The organism is Tabrizicola flagellatus (assembly GCF_008271465.1).
GTDB lineage: Bacteria > Pseudomonadota > Alphaproteobacteria > Rhodobacterales > Rhodobacteraceae > Tabrizicola > Tabrizicola flagellata.
In genome coordinates, this window is the sequence record NZ_VMDU01000003.1 from 324,847 (window position 1) to 343,701 (window position 18,855).

The 18,855-nt window shown below is 67.2% G+C and carries 20 protein-coding genes and 1 pseudogene; 5 read left to right on the plus strand and 16 right to left on the minus strand.

The window, feature by feature from the left end; genetic code table 11:
- Positions 1-103: 103 nt before the first annotated feature.
- The 9 genes from FL625_RS07495 to FL625_RS07535 form a co-directional block, all read right to left on the minus strand.
- On the minus strand, positions 104-1,438 hold the full coding sequence (locus tag FL625_RS07495; protein WP_149588053.1) for a glutamine synthetase family protein: 1,335 nt from the start codon (positions 1,436-1,438) through the stop codon (positions 104-106).
- 185 nt (positions 1,439-1,623) lie between these two features.
- Positions 1,624-2,451 (minus strand): ABC transporter permease, encoded by an 828-nt coding sequence (locus tag FL625_RS07500; RefSeq protein ID WP_149588054.1) that lies wholly within the window; start codon positions 2,449-2,451, stop codon positions 1,624-1,626.
- Between the two features lie 2 nt (positions 2,452-2,453).
- On the minus strand, positions 2,454-3,332 hold the full coding sequence (locus tag FL625_RS07505; protein WP_149588013.1) for an ABC transporter permease: 879 nt from the start codon (positions 3,330-3,332) through the stop codon (positions 2,454-2,456).
- A 55-nt stretch (positions 3,333-3,387) separates the two neighbouring features.
- Positions 3,388-4,140: a transporter substrate-binding domain-containing protein gene (locus FL625_RS07510; protein ID WP_149588014.1), complete on the minus strand. Its 753-nt coding sequence runs from the start codon at positions 4,138-4,140 to the stop codon at positions 3,388-3,390.
- Positions 4,141-4,175: 35 nt separating this feature from the next.
- Positions 4,176-4,883 (minus strand): substrate-binding periplasmic protein, encoded by a 708-nt coding sequence (locus FL625_RS07515; protein ID WP_149588015.1) that lies wholly within the window; start codon positions 4,881-4,883, stop codon positions 4,176-4,178.
- 2 nt (positions 4,884-4,885) lie between these two features.
- A complete protein-coding gene (locus tag FL625_RS07520) occupies positions 4,886-5,665 on the minus strand; it encodes an ABC transporter ATP-binding protein (protein ID WP_149588016.1) in 780 nt (259 codons plus the stop codon).
- 103 nt (positions 5,666-5,768) lie between these two features.
- Positions 5,769-6,539, minus strand: a complete 771-nt coding sequence (locus tag FL625_RS07525; protein ID WP_149588017.1) for a phosphate/phosphite/phosphonate ABC transporter substrate-binding protein — start codon at positions 6,537-6,539, stop codon at positions 5,769-5,771.
- Complete coding sequence (locus tag FL625_RS07530; RefSeq protein ID WP_149588018.1) at positions 6,536-6,970, minus strand: tellurite resistance TerB family protein; 435 nt, start codon at positions 6,968-6,970, stop codon at positions 6,536-6,538. The genes FL625_RS07525 and FL625_RS07530 overlap by 4 nt, the downstream gene beginning before the upstream one ends.
- A gap of 9 nt (positions 6,971-6,979) precedes the next feature.
- The gene (locus FL625_RS07535) at positions 6,980-7,777 is read right to left on the minus strand and encodes a 23S rRNA (adenine(2030)-N(6))-methyltransferase RlmJ (protein ID WP_149588019.1); all 798 of its coding nucleotides are present in this window, start codon (positions 7,775-7,777) and stop codon (positions 6,980-6,982) included.
- Positions 7,778-7,880: 103 nt separating this feature from the next.
- On the opposite strand from FL625_RS07535, the gene FL625_RS07540 reads away from it, so the two are divergent.
- Entirely contained in the window at positions 7,881-8,540 is a 660-nt protein-coding gene (locus FL625_RS07540) for a TerC family protein (protein WP_149588020.1), read from the plus strand.
- 9 nt (positions 8,541-8,549) lie between these two features.
- Here FL625_RS07540 and FL625_RS07545 read toward each other — a convergent pair whose 3' ends face one another.
- Entirely contained in the window at positions 8,550-9,398 is an 849-nt protein-coding gene (locus tag FL625_RS07545; protein ID WP_149588021.1) for a glycosyltransferase family 2 protein, read from the minus strand.
- Positions 9,399-9,546: 148 nt separating this feature from the next.
- Between FL625_RS07545 and FL625_RS07550 the strand changes: the two genes are divergently transcribed.
- The gene (locus FL625_RS07550; protein ID WP_149588022.1) at positions 9,547-10,017 is read left to right on the plus strand and encodes an META domain-containing protein; all 471 of its coding nucleotides are present in this window, start codon (positions 9,547-9,549) and stop codon (positions 10,015-10,017) included.
- Positions 10,018-10,043: 26 nt separating this feature from the next.
- Here the strand turns inward: FL625_RS07550 and pyrG are convergent, their stop codons facing one another.
- The 3 genes from pyrG to FL625_RS07565 all read right to left on the minus strand — a co-directional run bounded on the left by pyrG (position 10,044) and on the right by FL625_RS07565 (position 12,849).
- Positions 10,044-11,687 (minus strand): CTP synthase, encoded by a 1,644-nt coding sequence (pyrG, locus tag FL625_RS07555; RefSeq protein ID WP_149588023.1) that lies wholly within the window; start codon positions 11,685-11,687, stop codon positions 10,044-10,046.
- Between the two features lie 148 nt (positions 11,688-11,835).
- Entirely contained in the window at positions 11,836-12,249 is a 414-nt protein-coding gene (gene secG, locus FL625_RS07560; protein WP_149588024.1) for a preprotein translocase subunit SecG, read from the minus strand.
- 204 nt (positions 12,250-12,453) lie between these two features.
- Positions 12,454-12,849 carry a DUF6524 family protein gene (locus FL625_RS07565; RefSeq protein WP_149588025.1) on the minus strand — a complete coding sequence of 132 codons (396 nt, stop codon included), beginning with the start codon at positions 12,847-12,849 and terminating at the stop codon, positions 12,454-12,456.
- 137 nt (positions 12,850-12,986) lie between these two features.
- Here FL625_RS07565 and FL625_RS07570 point away from each other — a divergent pair, with 137 nt between their 5' ends.
- Together FL625_RS07570 and FL625_RS07575 are read left to right on the plus strand one after the other, a co-directional pair.
- Positions 12,987-14,279: an adenylosuccinate synthase gene (locus tag FL625_RS07570; RefSeq protein ID WP_149588026.1), complete on the plus strand. Its 1,293-nt coding sequence runs from the start codon at positions 12,987-12,989 to the stop codon at positions 14,277-14,279.
- A gap of 58 nt (positions 14,280-14,337) precedes the next feature.
- Positions 14,338-14,598, plus strand: a complete 261-nt coding sequence (locus tag FL625_RS07575; protein WP_149588027.1) for a DUF2842 domain-containing protein — start codon at positions 14,338-14,340, stop codon at positions 14,596-14,598.
- A gap of 26 nt (positions 14,599-14,624) precedes the next feature.
- On the opposite strand, the gene FL625_RS07580 is transcribed toward FL625_RS07575, so the two are convergent.
- Positions 14,625-16,823: a hypothetical protein gene (locus FL625_RS07580; RefSeq protein WP_149588028.1), complete on the minus strand. Its 2,199-nt coding sequence runs from the start codon at positions 16,821-16,823 to the stop codon at positions 14,625-14,627.
- A 136-nt stretch (positions 16,824-16,959) separates the two neighbouring features.
- Here FL625_RS07580 and FL625_RS07585 point away from each other — a divergent pair, with 136 nt between their 5' ends.
- Positions 16,960-17,628, plus strand: coding sequence for a thiamine diphosphokinase (locus FL625_RS07585; protein WP_149588029.1), 669 nt, complete (start codon positions 16,960-16,962; stop codon positions 17,626-17,628).
- On the opposite strand, the gene FL625_RS07590 is transcribed toward FL625_RS07585, so the two are convergent.
- Both FL625_RS07590 and FL625_RS07595 read right to left on the minus strand, forming a co-directional pair.
- On the minus strand, positions 17,603-18,430 hold the full coding sequence (locus FL625_RS07590; RefSeq protein WP_235019351.1) for a DMT family transporter: 828 nt from the start codon (positions 18,428-18,430) through the stop codon (positions 17,603-17,605). The two genes, FL625_RS07585 and FL625_RS07590, sit on opposite strands and share 26 nt — an antisense overlap.
- Before the next feature lie 68 nt (positions 18,431-18,498).
- Positions 18,499-18,855, minus strand: a pseudogene (locus tag FL625_RS07595) (integrase core domain-containing protein); the annotation flags it as partial.

An 18,855-nucleotide genomic window follows, 5' to 3' on the forward strand; every position in this document is an offset into this window, starting at 1 on the left:
CAAGGTGGGAGCGAAGGGGGGGCCTGGTCAAGGGGCGCTCGTCTTTCGACTTCGTCTCCTCGTCGCGGATACGACGAGGCGACGAAGTCGCAACGAGGATCGATCAGACGGTATCGAGGTAAAGCTCCACCCGTTCCTCGGGCGAAAGCTCGGCGATGTAGTGCAGTTCCTGCCGCTTGGTCTGCACCAGGTTGCGGATCAGCTCCTTCGGCAGGAAGCGGTAGAGGATGTCCGAGTTTTCGAAGGCGTCGATCGCGGCTTCCCAGCTGGACGGGATCTGCGGCAGGTCCATGGCATAGGCGTTGCCGGTGATCGGGGCAGGAGGTTCCTTCTGGTCCTCGATTCCCATCAGCGCAGCGCCCAGGATCGCAGCCAGCATCAGATAGGGGTTCACGTCGCCCCCGGCCACGCGATGCTCGATCCGCCGGGCGGCGGGGTTGCCTGCCGGGATGCGGATCGCGGTGGTACGGTTCTCGTAGCCCCAGGAAATGGCGGTCGGCGCATGCTTGCCCGGCACCAGACGTTCGTAACTGTTCAGATGTGGTGCGAAAAGCAGCGTGGAATCGTGCATCGCCTCCAGGCAGCCGGCCACGGCATGGCGCAGCTGCACCGTGCCCTTGGGCCCGCCAGAGTCGAATATGTTGTCGCCCTTCTCGTCCAGCACCGAGAAATGGGTGTGCAGGCCCGAGCCGGAATATTCGGCATAGGGCTTGGCCATGAAGCTGGCGGCAAAGCCATGCCGCCGCGCCAGCCCCTTGACCAGCATCTTGAACAGCCAGGCATCGTCTGCGGCGCGCAGGGCGTCGTCGCAGTGCATCAGGTTCACCTCGAACTGCCCGAGCCCGGTTTCCGAGGTGGTGGTGTCGGCCGGAATGTCCATCGCCTCGCAGGCGTCGTAGAGATCGGTGAAGAAGGTGTCGAAGGCATCGAGCGCGCGGATCGACAGCGTTTCGGCGGCCTTGCGGCGCTTGCCCGACCGCGGCGAGGGCGGCACCTGCAGCGTCTTGCCGGAATCGTCGATCAGGAAGAATTCCAGCTCCATCGCGACGACCGGCGTCAGTCCGCGCGCCTTGTAGCGCTGCACCACCGCATTGAGCGCATGGCGCGGGTCGCCCTCGTAAGGCGCTCCGTTCTCGCGGAACATCCAGATCGGCAGAAGCGCGGTCGGCGCCTCGAGCCAGGGCATCGGCATGAAGCCGCGCTCGGTGGGTTTCAGCACCCCGTCCTGGTCGCCCTGCTCGAAGACCAGCGGGCTGTCGTCGATGTCCTCGCCCCAGATGTCGAGGTTCAGCACCGAGAAGGGAAAGCGTGTTCCATCCTTCACCACCTTCTCGGCAAAGCGGGCGGGCACACGCTTCCCCCGGGCCTGCCCGTTCAGATCCGCGGCGGCCACGCGAATGGTCCGCACGTCGGGGTGCTTTCTCAGCCAGTCCTTCATCATCATGTCATCAGCAAGGGCACGATCTGCCCGCGCCCGCAGCCAGCCGAGGCTGCCCCCTGCGCAGGATGGGACCATGCCCTTGGTCCTTCCCCTGGTTGCGATCGCCGCCCCCGCGGGCCTTGTTTTCGGCTTTGCCGCGGGGTCCGGGCGGGTGCCCGGATAATTTGATCAAAAGTAGCCTACTACCGGATCAGGTTCGGACGCAAGCGGATTCTGCTGCGGGTGTTGGCCGGCAGGTGCCGGTTCAGGCGCCGGTTCACCAGACCATAGAAGTAGGTCACGGCGAGCGTCAGCAGGATGAAATAGAAGGCCACGATCGGATAGGGGATGAAGGGGTTGAAGGTCTTGTCGGCGAAATAGTTGGCGTAATAGAGCGCGTCGCCCTTCTGCTGGAAGGCCGGGAAGCCCGAGAAGAACACCAGCGTCGTGGCGTGGAACAGGAAGATGGCCTCGTTGGTGTAGGCGGGCCAGCCCAGGCGCAGCATGGTCGGCCATTCGATGCGGATGAACTTCTTCCAGCCGGTCAGGCCATAGGCCTCGGCGGCCTCGAGGTCGCCCTTGGGGATCGACTTCAGCGCCCCGTGGAAGATCTCGGCGGAATATGCGGCGGTGTTCAGGAACAGGACAAGGAGCGCCCCGGCCCAGGCCCGGGTGGTCCAGGCAGTATTGAGGTGGATGCCCAGGATATCCACGCCGCCCTTGGGCAAGAGGACCAGCGCCTCGTAGGCCAGGAAGAACTGGATGAAGAGCGGAGAGCCGCGGAAGACGAAGACGAACCAGTCGGCGGGCTTGCGGATCAGGGGATTGCGCGCGGTCCGGGCCAGCGCGATGGCATTGGCGAGGAAGAAACCCCCGGCCAGCGCGAGAATGCCGAAATAGAGATTCCAGATCATCCCCGATCCGATCAGGGTGAACTGCTGGCACAGTGTGAAGTCAGACCGGGGCAGAAGGTTCTCGCCGATCCCGATCGAGCGCAGGCCATAGGCCTGGATGGTTTCCCAGCAGGTCATGCTCATGCCCCGGCTCTCCGAAGGGCTTCGCCGCCGGCCGTGGCCTGACCGTGGCTCAAACGGCGTGTCAGGCGTGAGATGCCGATTTCCGAGATGCGGGTGAACAGGAGGTAGAAGACCATGAGCGCCATAAAATACCACAGCCGCCAGTCGCCATGCGGGTATTCGTAGGCCTGCGTCTTGGACCCGCCGAGTTCGCGGGCGTAGTAGACGATGTCCTTGACGCCCAGGAGGAACAAAAGCGGCGTGGCCTTGATGAGGATCATCCAAAGGTTTCCCAGACCCGGCAGCGCGTATATCCACATCTGCGGGATGAGGATGCGGCGGAAGACCTGGGCGCGGCTCATCCCGTAGGCCTCGGCGGTTTCCAGTTGCGCGCGGGGCACGGCGTTCATCGCGCCGTAGATGACGTTGGCGACGAAGGCGCCGAAGACGATGGCGAAGGTGACGACCGCCAGCATGAAGCCGTAGGCCTGGTGCCAGAAGGCCGAGGACCGGGCGAGCGGCACCTTGGCCTCGGGGCAGACGCGGAATTCGAGGCCCTGCCAGGGCCAGGCGTGGTTCTCGCAGACCATCAGGCTCTTGCCATATTCGATGATCTGGTCCAGCGCGATGACGAAGAAGAGGAAGAAGATGATGTCGGGCACGCCGCGCACCATCCAGATGTAGAGCTTGCCCAGCCAGCTGACCGGCGCGATGTGCGACCGGGCTGCGGTCGCGCCGACGAAGCCCATGGCCAACGCCGCCGGGGCGGTGATCGCCAGGAGAAGAAGGACGGTCAGGAAGGACCAGTAGAACAGGACGTGCTTGGCCGAGGTCAGGTAGCAGACGGCCCAGGTCAGGCCCTCGATGGCTTTCGGATCGGCGCAGAATTCGAACATTCGCAGGTCCCGTTTCAAGGGTGGGGCGGGCCCGGAGGCCCGCCCGGTTCAGGCCTCAGCAGCCTTCCTTGCCGGCATCGCCCCAGGTCTTGGCCTCGGGTCCGAAATATTCCGGCTTGACGATCATGGCGTCCAGCGTGCCGTCGCACTTCATCGACTTGATCGCTTCGTCGAACTTGGCCCGCAGCTCCTTGTCGCTTTCGCGGAAGCCGAGGCCCACGCCGCCGCCGATCGACTCTTCCTTCTCCAGCAGCACCAGCGCGCCGCCCGATTCCGCAGCGATCGGCGCCAGGTAGTCCTTGTCGGCCAGCACCGCGACCGCCTCGCCATTCTTCACCGCAGCGACGGTTTCCTCGGGCGTGGCATATTCGACCAGCTGCATGCCGTTCTCGGCCACGAAGGCAGCCTGGATTGTCGAGGTCTGCGCGGCCACCGGGCCGGACTTCAGGTCCACATCCGCCGAGAGTGCCAGATAGGCCGAGGAGGCCGGCGGCAGGTAGCCCTGGCTGAAGTCGATCACCGCCTCGCGTTCCTCGGTGATGCTCATCCCGGCCATGATCACATCATAGTTGCCCGACTGCAGGTTCGGAATGATCGAGTCCCAGTCGTTCACCACCCATTCGCAGGTCAGTCCGGCGCGCTTGCACAGCTCGTCGCCGAGTTCGCGCTCGAAGCCCGCGACCTCGCCCGCGTCATTGATGAAGTTGTAGGGCGGGTAGGCGCCTTCGGTGCCCAGACGCACGATGTCCTGCGCCTGGACAGCGCCGCCGATCGCCAAGAGGGCGGTTGCGGTCAGTAGTCGTTTCATCCTTGGTCTCCCCTGTTGGATGCTTGCCGTGCCGGTCATTCGAACCAGCGGTTTTCCAGGCTGGCAAGCGTGCCGTCGCGACGCATCGCATCAAGCGCGCCGTTCAGCCGGCCCAGAAGCTCGTCGTTCCCCTTGCAGACGGCCATGGCCACGCCGTCGTCGGGGATCATTTCGGAATACAGGAACTCCAGCCCTTCGGCCGTAACAAAGGCATGGATGTCGGCGCGGGACTGGAACGGACCCAGCGCCAGCCCGACCTTGCCCGAAGCGACCGCCTCCAGCACCTGCGGCTCGGTCGGGAAGGTGATATAGCTGTAACCCATCCGGCGCAGATGCGCCTCGTGCACCGTGCCCGACTGCACGCCGATCTTGGCCGTGGCAGGCGGTGGCGCACCCGGCGGGCCGATGTACCATTCCTCGGGGTCGGTGCCGTGGTAGGGCGTGGTGAAATCGACCAGCGCGCGGCGTTCGTCGGTGATCGCCATGCCGCCGAGGACCACGTCGAAGCGTCCCGACATCACCCCCGGGATCAGCTGGTCGAAGTTTGCCAGTTCCCAGGAACAGGAGAGGGCGGCGCGGGCGCAGACCTCGTCCATCACGTCGCGTTCGAAGCCCGTGATCTCGCCTGCGTCGTCCAGGTAGGTATAGGCCGGGAACGGCGCGTCGGTGCCGATCACCACGGGCTCCGAGCCAGCGAGCACGAGCCCGGTCAGGACAAGCGCAATGGTCCCGGCACAGGCCATCGTCAGCCCGCCGTCGCCGAGAGGAACCCGCGCAGCCGCTCGCTTTGCGGGTTGCCGAACAGGTCCGCCGGCGCGCCCTGTTCCTCGATCCGGCCCTTGTGCAGGAAGATGACGTGATCGGAACAGTCCGCCGCCAGCTTCATGTCATGCGTGACCAGAAGCATCGTCCGCCCCTCGTCGGCGAGCGCCTTGATGACCTTGACCACCTCCTGCTCCAGTTCGGGGTCGAGCGCCGAGGTCGGCTCGTCGAACAGAAGCGCGCGCGGCTCCATGCAGAGCGCCCGGGCGATCGCCGCGCGTTGCTGCTGGCCGCCTGACAGTTGCGCCGGCCAGGCGTCGGCCTTGTCGCCGATGCCCACCTTGGCCAGATACTCGCGCGCCTTGACCTCGACCTCCTTCGGGTCGCGCTTGAGCACCGTGACCGGCGCCTCCATCACGTTCTGCAGGATGGTCATATGGGACCAGAGGTTGAACTGCTGGAACACCATCGACAGGTTGGTGCGGATGCGGGTGACCTGTTCGCGGTCGGCCGGGTGGCGATGCAGCCCCTCGCCCTTCCAGCGCACCGCCTCGCCTTCAAAGCGGATCTCGCCCTGCTGACTGTCCTCCAGAAGGTTGCAGCAGCGCAAAAGCGTGGACTTCCCGGACCCGGACGAGCCGATCAGCGACACCACATGCCCGCGCGGCGCCACCAGATCGACCCCTTTCAGCACCTCCAGCGGACCATAGCTCTTGTGCAGGTCGCGGATTTCGATGACCGGGGTGTCGGTGGCGTCTGGCATGAGTTCTTCTGTGTCAGGCAGTCTGGCCCGCAAGTAGGGAGCAGATTCCGCGGCATTGCAACGGCGATTTGGCCGTTCGACGGGTCGCGCGACGGCAATTTGATCAGATCAGGGCGGCAATCTGCTCGGGCGGGGGCGGATTGGGCACGGCGAGGTAATCCGCGACCGGCAGACGCAGGACGCCTTTCAGCCGCAGGATGGCCCGGTCCTCCGGAGCCAGAGCCGCGACGGCCTCGCTGACGGCATCGAAGATCGGGGCCGGGTCCTGTCCCCGGGCCGTGATGAAGGGCAGGCCGGGGGTCGGGTCGGTCAGCGCGACGATGCGCAGCGCCGCAACTTCGGAGTCGAGGTCGCAGAGGAGTGCATGGGTGACCGCGTCAAGCGCGGCGATGTCGGCGGCGCCCTCGATGACGGCCCGTGCCGACAGGCGATGCCCGCCCGTCTGCACCCCCGGCAAGAGGCTGATGCCCAATTTCGCCGCATGGCTCTGCGGTGCGGCCCAGCCGGATTGCGACAGGGGCTCGTTATAGGCCAGCCGCGCGCCGTGGAATTCGGACAGGTGGCGGCGCGGGTCGTCCGGTCGGGCGACGAAGACCGAGCGATAGTGGCCCGGCGGGCAGCCTGCGACCCCGTAGTCCGGCGTGCCGACATAGGTCACGCGGTCGTGCAGCCGGGCGCGGAACGGATAGCCGCAGGTCTGCGACAGGACGAGGTCTGGCGCGGTCCAGGCATCCCAATAGGCATGCTCGCCCCGGGTCAGTGCCTCGGGCGCGGCGATCCCCCGTCCGCGCAGCCCGGTGCGGATCAGCGCCCAGAGCCGGTCGTTCGCCCCCTGCGCCGGGCCGAAGTCATACATCCCGAGGCTGGCGATCATTCCCGTTCGGCCTTCTGCCGAGCGAGCGAGGATTCGACATCCGTCAGCCCCAGAAGGTTGGCCACCAGCCGCATCAGCCGGTCCTCTTGCGCCTCGCGCAGGCCATCCGCCAGCGCCACCGACCAGAGCGCGGTCATCAGGTCCGCCCGGTCCTCCAGCGGCACCGCCTCCTTCAGCGCGCGGGTGAAGCGGACGGTATCGGGCGCCTCGGCCTCCAGCGCCTCGGCCTCGGTCCGCAGCCGCGCGGTGGCGAAGGGGTCAAGCCCGTAGCGGCGCGCCAGCACGCGGTCGATCCGCTCGACCTCCTCGGCGGCGTAAAGCCCGTCGGTGCGGGCAACGCGGACCAGAAGCGCGGCCAGCGCCAGCTGGGCGTCGGGTTCCGGCAGGCGGGCGGGTTCGGGGGCCAGAAGGCGGCGGAGAAGCTCGATCATGCGCCGAACCTAGGGCTTTGCGGCGGGCTTGGAAAGCCGGGCAAACCGGGACGTGATCGCGGCCAGTTCCCCGGCCAGCCCGTAGGGCGGGTTGACGATGAAGAGGCCCGAGCCTTCCATCCGGTGCCCCTCGCGCGCAGGCGGGAAGCGGACCTCGTGGCGCAGGCCCTCGAGGAAGGCGGCTTCCAGCGCCTTCAGCATCGGGCCATGCGCGCCGCCCTTCAGGATCGGATACCACAGGATGAGGCAGCCCACGTTCCACTTGCGATGGATGTTCGCCATGTGGCGCGGGATCGCCTCGTAATCCGCCTTAACCTCGTAAGACGGGTCGATCAGCATCAGCCCCCGGCGCGGGGTGGGGGGCGTCAGCGCGAGCGCCAGCTCGAACCCGTCGCGCTTGTGGACATGCGCGCCCCAGGCTTTTGCGGCCTCGGAAAGGGCGGCATGTTCCTGCGGATGCAGTTCGGCCAGGTGCAGGCTGTCGCCTTCGCGCAGGCCCAGCGCCGCGATCAGGGGAGAGCCGGGATAGGCCCGAGCGCCATATTGCGCCCGCGCCTCCTCAAGCCGCTGCCGGTAGGGGTGATCGAGCGGAAACAGCCCCTCGGCCAGCGCGATCCCCGCCGCCGCCTCGCCGGTCCGCACCGCCTCGGCGGCGTCCAGGTCATAGACCCCGCGTCCGGCATGGGTCTCGATATAGGTCAGCGGCTTGTCCTTGCGCGTCAGGTAGTCCAGCACCCAGGCCAGCGTGGCGTGCTTGTGGACATCCGCGAGGTTCCCTGCGTGGTAGAGGTGCTGATAGGAAAGCATCCCCTTGCCCTAGCCGGCTTTCGGTCGCTTGGGAAGCGCCGGCCAGCTTGCGGGGCGTTCCGGAACGGCGTAGGACTAGCGCGCCGAGGATGCGGGAGCCGCCATGGAAATCTTCACCTATCAGGGCCTGGTCGCGTTGATGCAGGTCATCGGGATCGATCTGGTGCTGGCGGGCGACAATGCCATCGTGATCGGTCTGGCCGCTGCCGGATTGCCGAAGGACCAGCGCAGGAAGGCGATTCTCGTCGGCATCCTTGCCGCCACGGTCATGCGCATCGGCTTTGCGCTGATTACCACGCAGCTTCTGGAGATCATCGGCCTTCTCCTGGTCGGCGGACTGCTTCTGCTCTGGGTCTGCTGGAAGATGTGGCGCGAGTTGCAGACCAGCCATGCCGAGGAACACGCCGCCGTCGAGGCGCTGGCCGAGGCCGACCTGAACGCCGACGGCACGGTTGCGGGGGACGCTCCGCGCAAGACGCTGGCCCAGGCCGTGACCCAGATCGTCATCGCCGACGTGTCGATGAGCCTCGACAACGTTCTGGCCGTGGCCGGGGCCGCGCACGGGCATCCGACTGTGCTGGTGGTCGGTCTGATCCTGTCGATCGCGCTGATGGGGCTTGCGGCCAGCTATATCGCCAATCTCCTGAACCGTTTCCGCTGGATCGCCTACATCGGGTTGCTCATCATCCTCTACGTCGCGCTGAAGATGATGTGGGAAGGCTGGCACCAGGTCGAGCCGGTCGTGCTGGGCATGCTGCATTAGGCGCCCCGGTCAGGCGTCATCCTCGTCTGCGGGCAAGTCGGATTGCCGGCCCGAGAGCACGTCGTCGAGTTCGTGCTGCCGCCTCTCTTCCTTCCGGGCGATGGCCTTCAGGATGTCCCGGCGGTCGGGGCAGAAATGCAGCACGTCTGCCCGCCGCTGCCGCAGCGTGGCCAGGTCCTGCCGCAACTGCCGGACCCGGTCGTCCCTGGACTGGAACGACAGGCCGATGCTGCGGCGATACCGCAGGAGGCGATCTTCCAGCCAGGTCACCCGGCCCAGAAGCCGGGCGCGGAACATCAGGATGCGATCTTCGAAGAGCTCGGTTTCGGTGATCGGCCCAAAACGGTCGAAGAGGTCGCGGTGCCAGGCGCTGCTGGCGCCGAGGGCATGCGAGATGGCCTTGGCCAGGTCAGGCAGGGATTTCTGCTGCAAGGCCTCGGGCCGCGTCCGCTGGCGCTGCCTGTCCTGCGCCACACCCGCGGCGTCCATGTCCGTCACGTTGGAATAGACATAGCGCGGATCGTCCCGCGCGATGGCCTCGGCGATCACGCGGGCGCGCCGGGGTTCCGAGATGTCGTCGCCCGCATTGTAGATCAGCCAGTCCGAGGTCGCGAGGTCGAAGAGCCGGTTGACATGGCCGATCAGGCCGAGGTTCTGCGGGTTGCGGTTCAGGACGATCCGGTGCGGCCCGGTGTAGGCCGCGGCCATGTCCGACATGATGCGGAAGGTGTCGTCGGGCGAGCAGTCATCCGTAAGCACGATTTCCAGATCGGGATGGTCCTGCGCGAAGGCGGCGGCCACGGTCTCGGCGATGAAGGCTTCCTGCCGGTAGGCCATGACGACAAGGGACAGACGCATGCGGGGCTCCTCGGGGCGCGGCGACTATGCGGCGCAGGAGGGCGCGGCGCAACTCGCTCTTGCCTGCGCGCCCGGTGGTGCGGCAATCCGGGCTTGGACGGCGATCCTGTGCGGGTAAGGTGGTGTCAGACCGCCAAGGAACCGACCGATGCCAGACCGCGCTCTCTTGCCCTTGACCCTTGCCGTGGCGCTTGCCCTGCACCCCCTGGCGGTGCGCGCCTGCGACCAGCCGCTGGCCCCGCACTTCGATGCCGATCCGCAAGGCGGAACCTCCATCTCGGTGGGTCGCATTGCGGACCGCGAATGGCGGTTGCGCAGCATCGACGGCGACCCGATCCCGGATACGGCCGATGTCTGGCTGATGGTGACGCCGGACGGCAAGATCTCGGGCCGGGCGGGTTGCAACCGCTATGTCGGACAGGCAGAGCTGGATGCCGGGTTCATCGGCTTCGGCCGGCTCGTGGTCACCTACATGGCCTGCGATGTGCGGACCATGGAACTCGAATCCGCCTATCTTGCGACCCTGGCCGAGATCGGAGGCTTCGTGGTCGGCCCGGACGGCGCGCTGTGGCTGACCCGCCCGGACGGCACGGCCGGGCTGTGCTTTGGCCCGGCCTGAGGGCAGTCCGACAGGGCAGGGGCGGATCAGACCAGCCGGCTGACCTCGACCGCCGCACGCACGAAATCGGCGAATAGCGGATGCGGCGCGAAGGGTTTCGACTTCAGCTCGGGGTGGAACTGCACGCCGATGAACCAGGGGTGGTCCTTGACCTCGACGATCTCGGGCAGCTTGCCGTCGGGCGACATGCCGCTGAAGATCAGGCCGCATTTCTCGAGGTCGTCGCGATACTGGATGTCCACCTCGTAGCGGTGGCGGTGGCGTTCCTCGATCACCGTGGTGCCATAGACCTGCGCCACCTTCGAGCCTTCCTTCAGGTTCGCGGTATAGGCGCCCAGGCGCATGGTCCCGCCCTTGGCATCGTCGGCCTTGCGCCGGACGGTATGGTTGCCCTGCACCCATTCCTTCAGGTGATAGACGACCGGAGTAAAGCGCTTCGCCCCCGCCTCGTGGTCGAACTCCTCGGACCCCGCGTTCTTGACGCCGACGAGGTTCCGCGCGGCTTCGATCACCGCCATCTGCATGCCGAGGCAGATGCCGAGATAGGGGATCTTCTTTTCCCGCGCGAAGGTCGCGGCGCGGATCTTGCCTTCGGTCCCGCGTTCGCCAAAGCCGCCGGGGACGAGGATCCCGTGGAAATCCTCCAGCCAGGGGGCGGGGTCCTCGCGTTCGAAGATCTCGGCGTCGATCCATTCGGCGCGGACCCTGGTGCGGTTCGCCATGCCGCCGTGGGTCAGCGCCTCGGCGATGGACTTGTAGGCGTCTTCAAGCTGGGTGTACTTGCCGACGATGGCGATGCGCACCTCGCCCTCGGGATGGGTGATGCGGTCCATCACGTCCTCCCAGCGGGCGAGGTTGGGCTTGGGTGCAGGCGTGATGCCGAAGGCGTCGAGCACGGCCTGGTCGAGGCCGGCCTTGTGATAGGCGAGCGGGGCCTCGTAGATGGTCTTGAGGTCGTAGGCGGGGATCACCGCCTCTTTGCGCACGTTGCAGAAGAGGGCGATCTTTTCCCGTTCGCGGTCCGGGATCGGATGCTCGGAACGGCAGACGAGCACGTCGGGAGCAAGGCCGATGGATTGCAGTTCCTTGACGCTATGCTGGGTGGGCTTGGTCTTCAGTTCCCCCGAGGCCGAAAGATAGGGCAAGAGCGTCAGGTGCATCAGGATCGACTGACCGCGCGGGCGTTCGTGGATGAACTGGCGGATCGCCTCGAAGAAGGGCAGGCCCTCGATGTCGCCGACCGTGCCGCCGATCTCGCACAGCATGAAGTCGACCTCGTCATCGCCGATGCGCAGGAAGTCCTTGATCTCGTTGGTGACGTGGGGAATGACCTGGATGGTTTTCCCCAGGTAATCGCCGCGGCGTTCCTTCTCCAGCACGTTGGAATAGATCCGGCCCGAGGAGATCGAGTCGGTGGTCCGCGCATGGACGCCGGTGAAGCGTTCGTAGTGGCCGAGGTCGAGGTCGGTCTCGGCGCCGTCGTCGGTGACGAAGACCTCGCCGTGTTCGAAGGGCGACATCGTGCCGGGATCGACGTTCAGGTAGGGGTCGAGTTTCCGCAGCCGCACCGTGTAGCCGCGGGCCTGCAAAAGCGCGCCGAGGGCGGCGGAGGCAAGGCCCTTGCCGAGAGAGGAGACAACGCCGCCGGTGATGAAAATGTAACGCGCCAAGGCGGACTCCCGTGTTTGTCGGCGATTCGGCAGGGGTGGAATCGCGGCACCACGGGAGTTGACCTATAGCCGCTCCCGCAGAGGTTAGCAACGCCTTGCCCGCTAGATCATGCGGGCAGGGCCAGAAGGAACTGCAAGCGATTGTGGGTCAGTTGCCCGTGGCCGGGGCGGCGGGTTCATCAGCGCGCTGCGGCGTGACCGGCGCGTCGCCGGAGCCGGTCGTCATCCCGGGCAGCGTCAGATCGGTGCCGGCGAGGCCACCGCCGGTTGCCGGAGCCGAGGTCGCGGGCGCGTCCGCAGGTGCGGTCGTCGCCGCGCTGTCCACGACCGAACCGCCCTCGCCGCCGCGGGTGGCCAGGATGGTCAGGGTGATCGAGGTGACGATGAAGGCCGCCGCGAAGATCCAGGTCAGCTTGGTCAGCGCCGTCGCCGCGCCCCGGGCCGACATCGTGCCGCCGCCCCCGCCCATGCCAAGCCCGCCGCCCTCGGAGCGCTGCAGCAGCACCACGCCGATGAGAAGGAGCGCGAGGATCAGGTGGATGGTGAGGATGACGTTTTCCATGCGGGTCCCGAAAGCTGACGCGCCTATCTAGGCGGAAGGGGACCGGGGCGCAAGGGTCGGCTTCCGGACGGAGGAGCCGTCCTTGCGGCATCGAGCCGCGCGGACGGCGCTGCCGCGCGCGCCTGGCCGGGCTTGCAAGGCTGGCCGGCGCGGGTGCCTCCGGCGGGAGTATTTCGGAAAGGGCAAGGGTCTGGAGCGCAGAGCTCAGCCGTCGACCTCGTCCGTGGTCTGCTGGCCGGACAGGCGCTGGCGCAGGATCGACCAGCTCATGCCCACGCCGAGGATCAGCGACAGGACCAGGATGCCGAGCCAGGTGTTCAGCGCCGAGTTGTCGAGGCCGAGGAGTCCCCAGTCGGTCAGCACCCAGAGGCCGGCGGCGAAGATCGCGGCGATGACGGCGGCGCCGAGGAGGCCGATCGAGCGCATGGTGGCGACGAGATAGATCGTCGCCGCGACGCCAAGGACGAGGCCCGTGAAGACGATCAGCGGGGTCTGTTCGCCCCAGGCCGTCCGCGCCCAGGCGACATAGTTCCAGGACGTCGGGTTGAAGATCGCGGCGAGGAGGAGGAAGGCGCCGAACCAGCGGAGGAGAAAGCCCATTGTCCAGTCCCGGAGGGTTGCAGTTCCGGCATGCTACCCCGGCGCACGGCGCAGGCAAGTGGTCGAATTGCAGGGTTTCCCCCCCGCCTGCCTGTCGCTATACCCCGCTTGGTTTCGGGACTGACTCGGGGAATGACATGGCCAACGTCGTCGTGGTGGGTGCCCAGTGGGGCGATGAGGGCAAGGGCAAGCTGGTGGACTGGCTGTCCGAGCGCGCCGACGTGATCGCGCGGTTCCAGGGCGGGCACAACGCAGGGCACACCCTGGTGATCGGCGAGACGGTTTACAAGCTGTCGCTCCTGCCCTCGGGGATCGTGCGGCCGGGCAAGCTTTCCGTGATCGGCAACGGGGTTGTGGTGGACCCCTGGCACCTGGTGACCGAGATCGAGAAGCTGCGCGGGCAGGGGGTCGAGATCGGCCCCGAGAACCTGATGCTGGCCGAGAACGCCAGCCTGATCCTGCCGATCCATGGCGAACTGGACCGCGGGCGCGAGGCGCAGACCTCGGTGGCCAGGATCGGCACCACGGGGCGCGGCATCGGTCCGGCCTACGAGGACAAGGTCGGCCGCCGGGCGATCCGGGTCGCCGACCTGTTCGATGCGGCGACGCTGGAGACCCGGATCGGTCGCCTCCTGACCCATCACAACGCGCTGCGGGCAGGCCTCGGGCTGGATCCGGTGGACGCGCAGGCGCTGAAGGCGCAACTGCTGGAGATCGCGCCGAAGCTGAAGCCCTATGCCGGCCCCGTCTGGAAGGTCCTGAACGAGGCGCGGCGGGCAGGCAAGCGGATCCTCTTCGAGGGCGCGCAGGGCTCGCTTCTGGACATCGACTACGGGACCTATCCCTATGTCACCTCTTCGAACACGATCGCCGGGCAGGCGGCGACCGGCACCGGCCTGGGGCCGACGGCCATCGACTTCGTGCTGGGGATCGTCAAGGCCTATACCACCCGCGTTGGCGAGGGGCCGTTCCCGGCCGAGTTGCACGACGAGGACGGGCAGCGCCTGGGCGAGCGGGGGCACGAGTTCGGCACGGTGACGGGGCGCAAGCGGCGCTGCGGCTGGTTCGATGCGGTGTTGGTGCGGCAGACCTGCGCGACCTCCGGGGTCTCGGGAATCGCGCTCACCAAGCTCGACGTGCTGGACGGGTTCCGCACGCTGAAGATCTGCGTCGGCTACGACCTGGACGGCAAACGGATGGACTATCTGCCGATCGCGGCGGACGAACAGGCCCGCTGCAAGCCGATCTACGAAGAGATGGAAGGCTGGTCGGAAACGACCGCCGGCGCGCGGTCCTGGGCCGATCTGCCGGGCGCTGCCATCAAGTATGTCCGGCGGATCGAGGAGCTGATCCAGTGCCCGGTCGCCCTGCTGTCCACCTCGCCCGAGAGGGACGATACGATCCTCGTGACCGACCCCTTTGCCGATTGACGCGGGCGCCTATCTTGATGCTGTGCCCGCTGATGGCAGGCTGGAGGGGAGGTCCGACATGTCCTTGAGCTACAGGGCCCGCCGGCGCTGGGCGCTCGTGATCCTTCTGATCGGCTTGCCCGTCTATGTCGTGGCGGCCGTGACGCTGGTGGGGCTGATCGAACGGCCCACGGTGCTGGTCGAATTGGCGATCTACGTCGGTCTCGGCTTTGCCTGGGCCTTGCCCTTCCGTTTCATCTTCCGCGGCATAGGCCAGGCCGACCCGGATGCGGCCGGCCCCGTCACGGAAAAGACGGACGGGCCGAGCCCATCCGTCTGATCCAGTTCAATTGGCGGAAGAAACCGTCAGCCAAGGCGTCGAGCCTCGGCCAGGTAGGGCGAGGTTTCCGCGAGGCTGTAATGCCCGCGCGTCACCTTCTCGATCCGCCCGGTGCGCAAGAGCGTGCCGAAGCTGCGCAGGCCGTCCTCGCGGCTGACCGGCTTGCCGCCCGCGCTGGCGACCATCCGCCGCATCAGTTGCGGGCGGGTGAACTGCGCGCGCTTCTCGACGCAGGTGGCATAGGCGGCAGCGGCTTCAAGCAGTTCGGCCATCGACCGTGCGCCCACCGTCTCGGCAAAGGCGGCAAGGCCGGCCTCGTCGATCTCTGCATTGTCCTCGGCCAGATCCTCATCCTCGGCGGCTTCGGCCGCGGTGCCGTAGGACGGCTTTTCCAGCACGATGCTGCGGGCGGGGGCGGCGGAGGCGGCAACCGCGGCACCGGCGCCGATGGCGCCCGAGAGCCGGCCGGTGCGCAGGGCCACCATCGGCTGGCCGGCGGGATTGGCCGGTGCGATCCCCGGGGCTGCCGGCGCCAGCGACGGGGCGGGAGCGGCCGGGGCAGGGGCAACGGCCGGTGTCACCCGGTCGATGCGCTGTTCGGAAACCAGGACCAGCGGCGGAGGGCTGATCATGCCGGGACGGATGGTGCCGGGACGCGGTTCCTGCGGCCGGATGTTGACGGACTTGCGGCGGGTCGGCTTGACCTCGGGCGGAGCAGGGGGCGCTTCGGCCTCGTCGGGCTGGATCGCTTCGGCCAGATCGTCGCGGTACGGGTCGAGGTTCGTGTCGCCGCGCGGCGCCTCGTAGTCCAGATCGGCGCGGTCGGCCTCGGTCGAGGCGACGGCGGCCTTCAGACGCGACAGTGCCTCTTGCCGGCGCTTGTTCGTCTCTTCGGCCATGACCTCTTCGGCCTGTTGCATCAGGCGGGCGATCTGGTCGGACTCGCTTTCCTGCGCCTGGGACCGCATTGCAGAGGGGTCGGCTGCCGAGCCTTCTTCATCCGGGTGCAGCCGCACGACGCGCGAATTCAGCCTGCGCGACCGCCTGGCGGCCTTGGCATCCGGTTGGGCCTCGCTGGCCGCGACCTCGGCGACCGGTTCCGCCGGCGCCTCGGTCGGGGCGCCCGGGCTCGCGTCGGGACGACCCAGGTCCACGACCTCGGCCGGGGTCGGATCGGCGGCATCGTGATGGGCGAAGGCGAAATCCGCATCCGGCTGCACGTCGTAGAGGGCCGGCGCATCCTCGGGCAGAGGATCCTCGGTCGTCAGCGCGATGGCGTTGGCCGGTCCGATGTCCGCGTCCGGATCAAGGTCCTCGGGCAGGAGATCGTCAGCCAGCGCGGTAAAGGTGGTCGCCTCGGGCGCGATTTCGGCCGGTGTGTCGCCGTCGAGCGCGGCAAGATCCGCGATGTCGGCAGGATCGACAGCAGCCTCGCCCTGCGGGTCCGCATAAAGCTCGGTATCACTGAACGGGTCGTAGGCATCGGCGAAGGATTGGATCGGCCGGGCAGCTTCCGTCCCGTCCGCGACCATCGCCCCGAGCCGGCTGGCGACATCGGGAATATCGGGAATCTCGTCTGCCGCAACCTCGGCAAGATGCGTTTCAAAGGGGTCGAGAGCCTGAACGGTCGGCTCGAGATCTGTTTCCGACGCTTCGAACCATGTATGGGTCTCTTCTGGAACGGCAGGCGAAGCCAGCACCTGATTGTCCGCCGCGGCGCTGTCTCCGGCAATGGCATCCGAGGGGGCGTTGGTCAGTTCGGCTGCGGCCGAAGGCACCGACCGGCGGATCCGTGCCAGCTTGGCCGCCACTCCCTCGGGAATGTCATCCTTGAGCGAGGGTTCGGCCGCGGCGGCAGCGTCCTCGACCGGCGCGCCGCCATCCTGCGTCAGCCGGCTGCGACGGCGTTCGGGGGCGACATTGAACTGGATGCGCGGCGAAGCGGCAGGTTCGGCGGGCGATGCATCGACCAGCGCCTCGGCCTTCGGACCGGTGTCGCGCGCGGTGGCGGCGCCGGCAAGGCGCGCAACCTCGCGCTCGGCCAGACGGTGCAGCATGGCGGCATCCGGCGGCGGCGGCTCGGCGCCGAAGTGGCGATCCTGCGCGGCCAGGTCCCGGAAATATTCGGCGATCGCCTTCATGGTATCGAAGGGATTCTCGAACCCTTCCAGCGTGCAGCTGAAAGTCCCGTAGGACACGGTCAGAATCTTGCTTTCACTGGTCATGACTGGACAGCCTTTCGCCTTGGTCGTCGCACGATACATTTCTGCACCGTCCTATTGCATGGACAGACCGGGGTAATTTGATGGATTGATTGTGGCCGGAGCCCGGGAAATCTGCCTTAATTGGATACAGTCTTACATGAAATCGCCGATTGTCCAGTCAACCCATGGTGTGACGCTGGCCGGTGGAGGGCCAATTCCCGCGCGAGATCTTGCGCTTGCCCTGGCCCGGGCGCCGGTCGCGGTTGCGGCGGACGGCGGTGCCGACCGGCTGCTGCAACTCGGGGTCACGCCCGATGCGGTGATCGGGGACATGGACTCGATCTCCGGGGCGGCGCGACAGGTGATTCCCGCCGAGCGCCAGCATCTGGTGTCCGAACAGGTGACGACGGATTTCGACAAGGCACTGCGGCTGATCGAGGCGCCGCTCGTCCTGGCGCTGGGCTTTGCCGGGGCGCGGCTCGACCACGGCCTTGCGGCCTTTTCCACGCTGGTCGCGCGGGCGGACCGGCGGTGCATCCTGCTCGGGCCGAAGGATTTCGCCTTCGCCGCCCCGTCGCGCCTGACGCTTGACCTGCAACCGGGCGAGCCGTTTTCCCTGTTTCCGATGGCGCAGGTGACGGGTGTCAGCACGGGGCTGGAATGGCCGATCGCCGGCATCCGCTTCGCGCCTGCCGGAATGATCGGCACGTCGAACCGGGTGATTGCCCGGCGCGTCGAGCTGGAGTTCGACCAGCCGGGGATGCTGGTCATCCTGCCGCGGCGGCGGCTCGATGCGGCGATCAGGGCGCTGCGGTCAGCGCCGTAACGGCGGCCTTGTCGCGCGCGGTCTTCCGCTCGCGATGGATGATGTAAAGGCCCGAGGAGACGATGATCGCGATGCCGATCCAGGTCAGGCGGTTCGGGAAGTCGTCGAAGATCAGGTAGCCCAGGATCACGGCGGTCACGATCTCGAAATAGTGCAGCGGGGCGAGCGTCGCCGAGGGCGCGAATTTCAGGGCATAGGTCATGCACATGTGGCTGACCGCAGCCCAGAACCCGACCCCGAAGAGCCAGAGCCAGTTCCAGCCCTCGGGCCGGATCGGGTCGAGCGCCGCGATCCCCGACCCCTCGGCCAGGATCATGACGGGCAGGCAGAGGAGAAGCCCGGTCCAGGAGGTGTGGAACTGCATCGTCACCGGGTGCATCCAGGCCGAGATGGCGCGGGTGACCAGCATGTAGAAGGCGAAGAGGAAGGCCGTCGCCAGCGGCCAGAGCGCGACAAGGCCGAAGGCGGCGAGCGAGGGCTGGATCACGAACATCGCGCCGACGAAGCCCACGGCGCAGGCGGCGATGCGGCGCGGTCCGACCTGGTCGCCGAACAGGAACCGCCCCAGGATCAGGAGGATGAAGGGCTCGACAAAGACGATGGCCAGCGCGTCAGCGATCGGCATGACCTGGATGCCCGAGACGAAGGCGAAGGTCGAGACGAGGAGGAAGAGGGCGCGCAGCGCGCTGTAGCCGAGCGCCCGCGCATCCAGCCGCAGCGGCAGGCGCATGACCAGCACGACCGGCAACATCAGCGCGGTCTGCACCACGAAGCGCGCCGCCGTGACCTGCCCCACCGGCACGCCGTTCTCGGCGGCGAGCTTTGACCTGCCCCCCGGTCGTCCCTCGTTCCTAACGAGAGTCCTTGGGGTTGATAGTGGTCGGTTTTGGGTTGGGCAAGTGCGCCGGGCGCAGAGCCCTCAGATTGCTCAAGCGCCCGGCGCGCTTCTGCGGGCGTTTGGTTGCCCAGTGAGGAATGCGGCCTGACGTTGTTGTAGTCGTAGCGCCAGTGGGCGAGCTTCCGGCGTGCGTCTGCCAAGCTGTCGAAGATCTCCTCGTTCAGGCATTCGTCGCGCAGGCTGCCGTTGAAGCTTTCGATGTAGCCGTTCTGCTGGGGCTTTCCGGGATCGATGTAATGCCACTCGACGCCGTTCTCGTTGGCCCATTTCAGGATCGCCTTGCTGGTGAACTCGGTCCCGTTATCACTGACGATGCAGGCTGGTTTTCC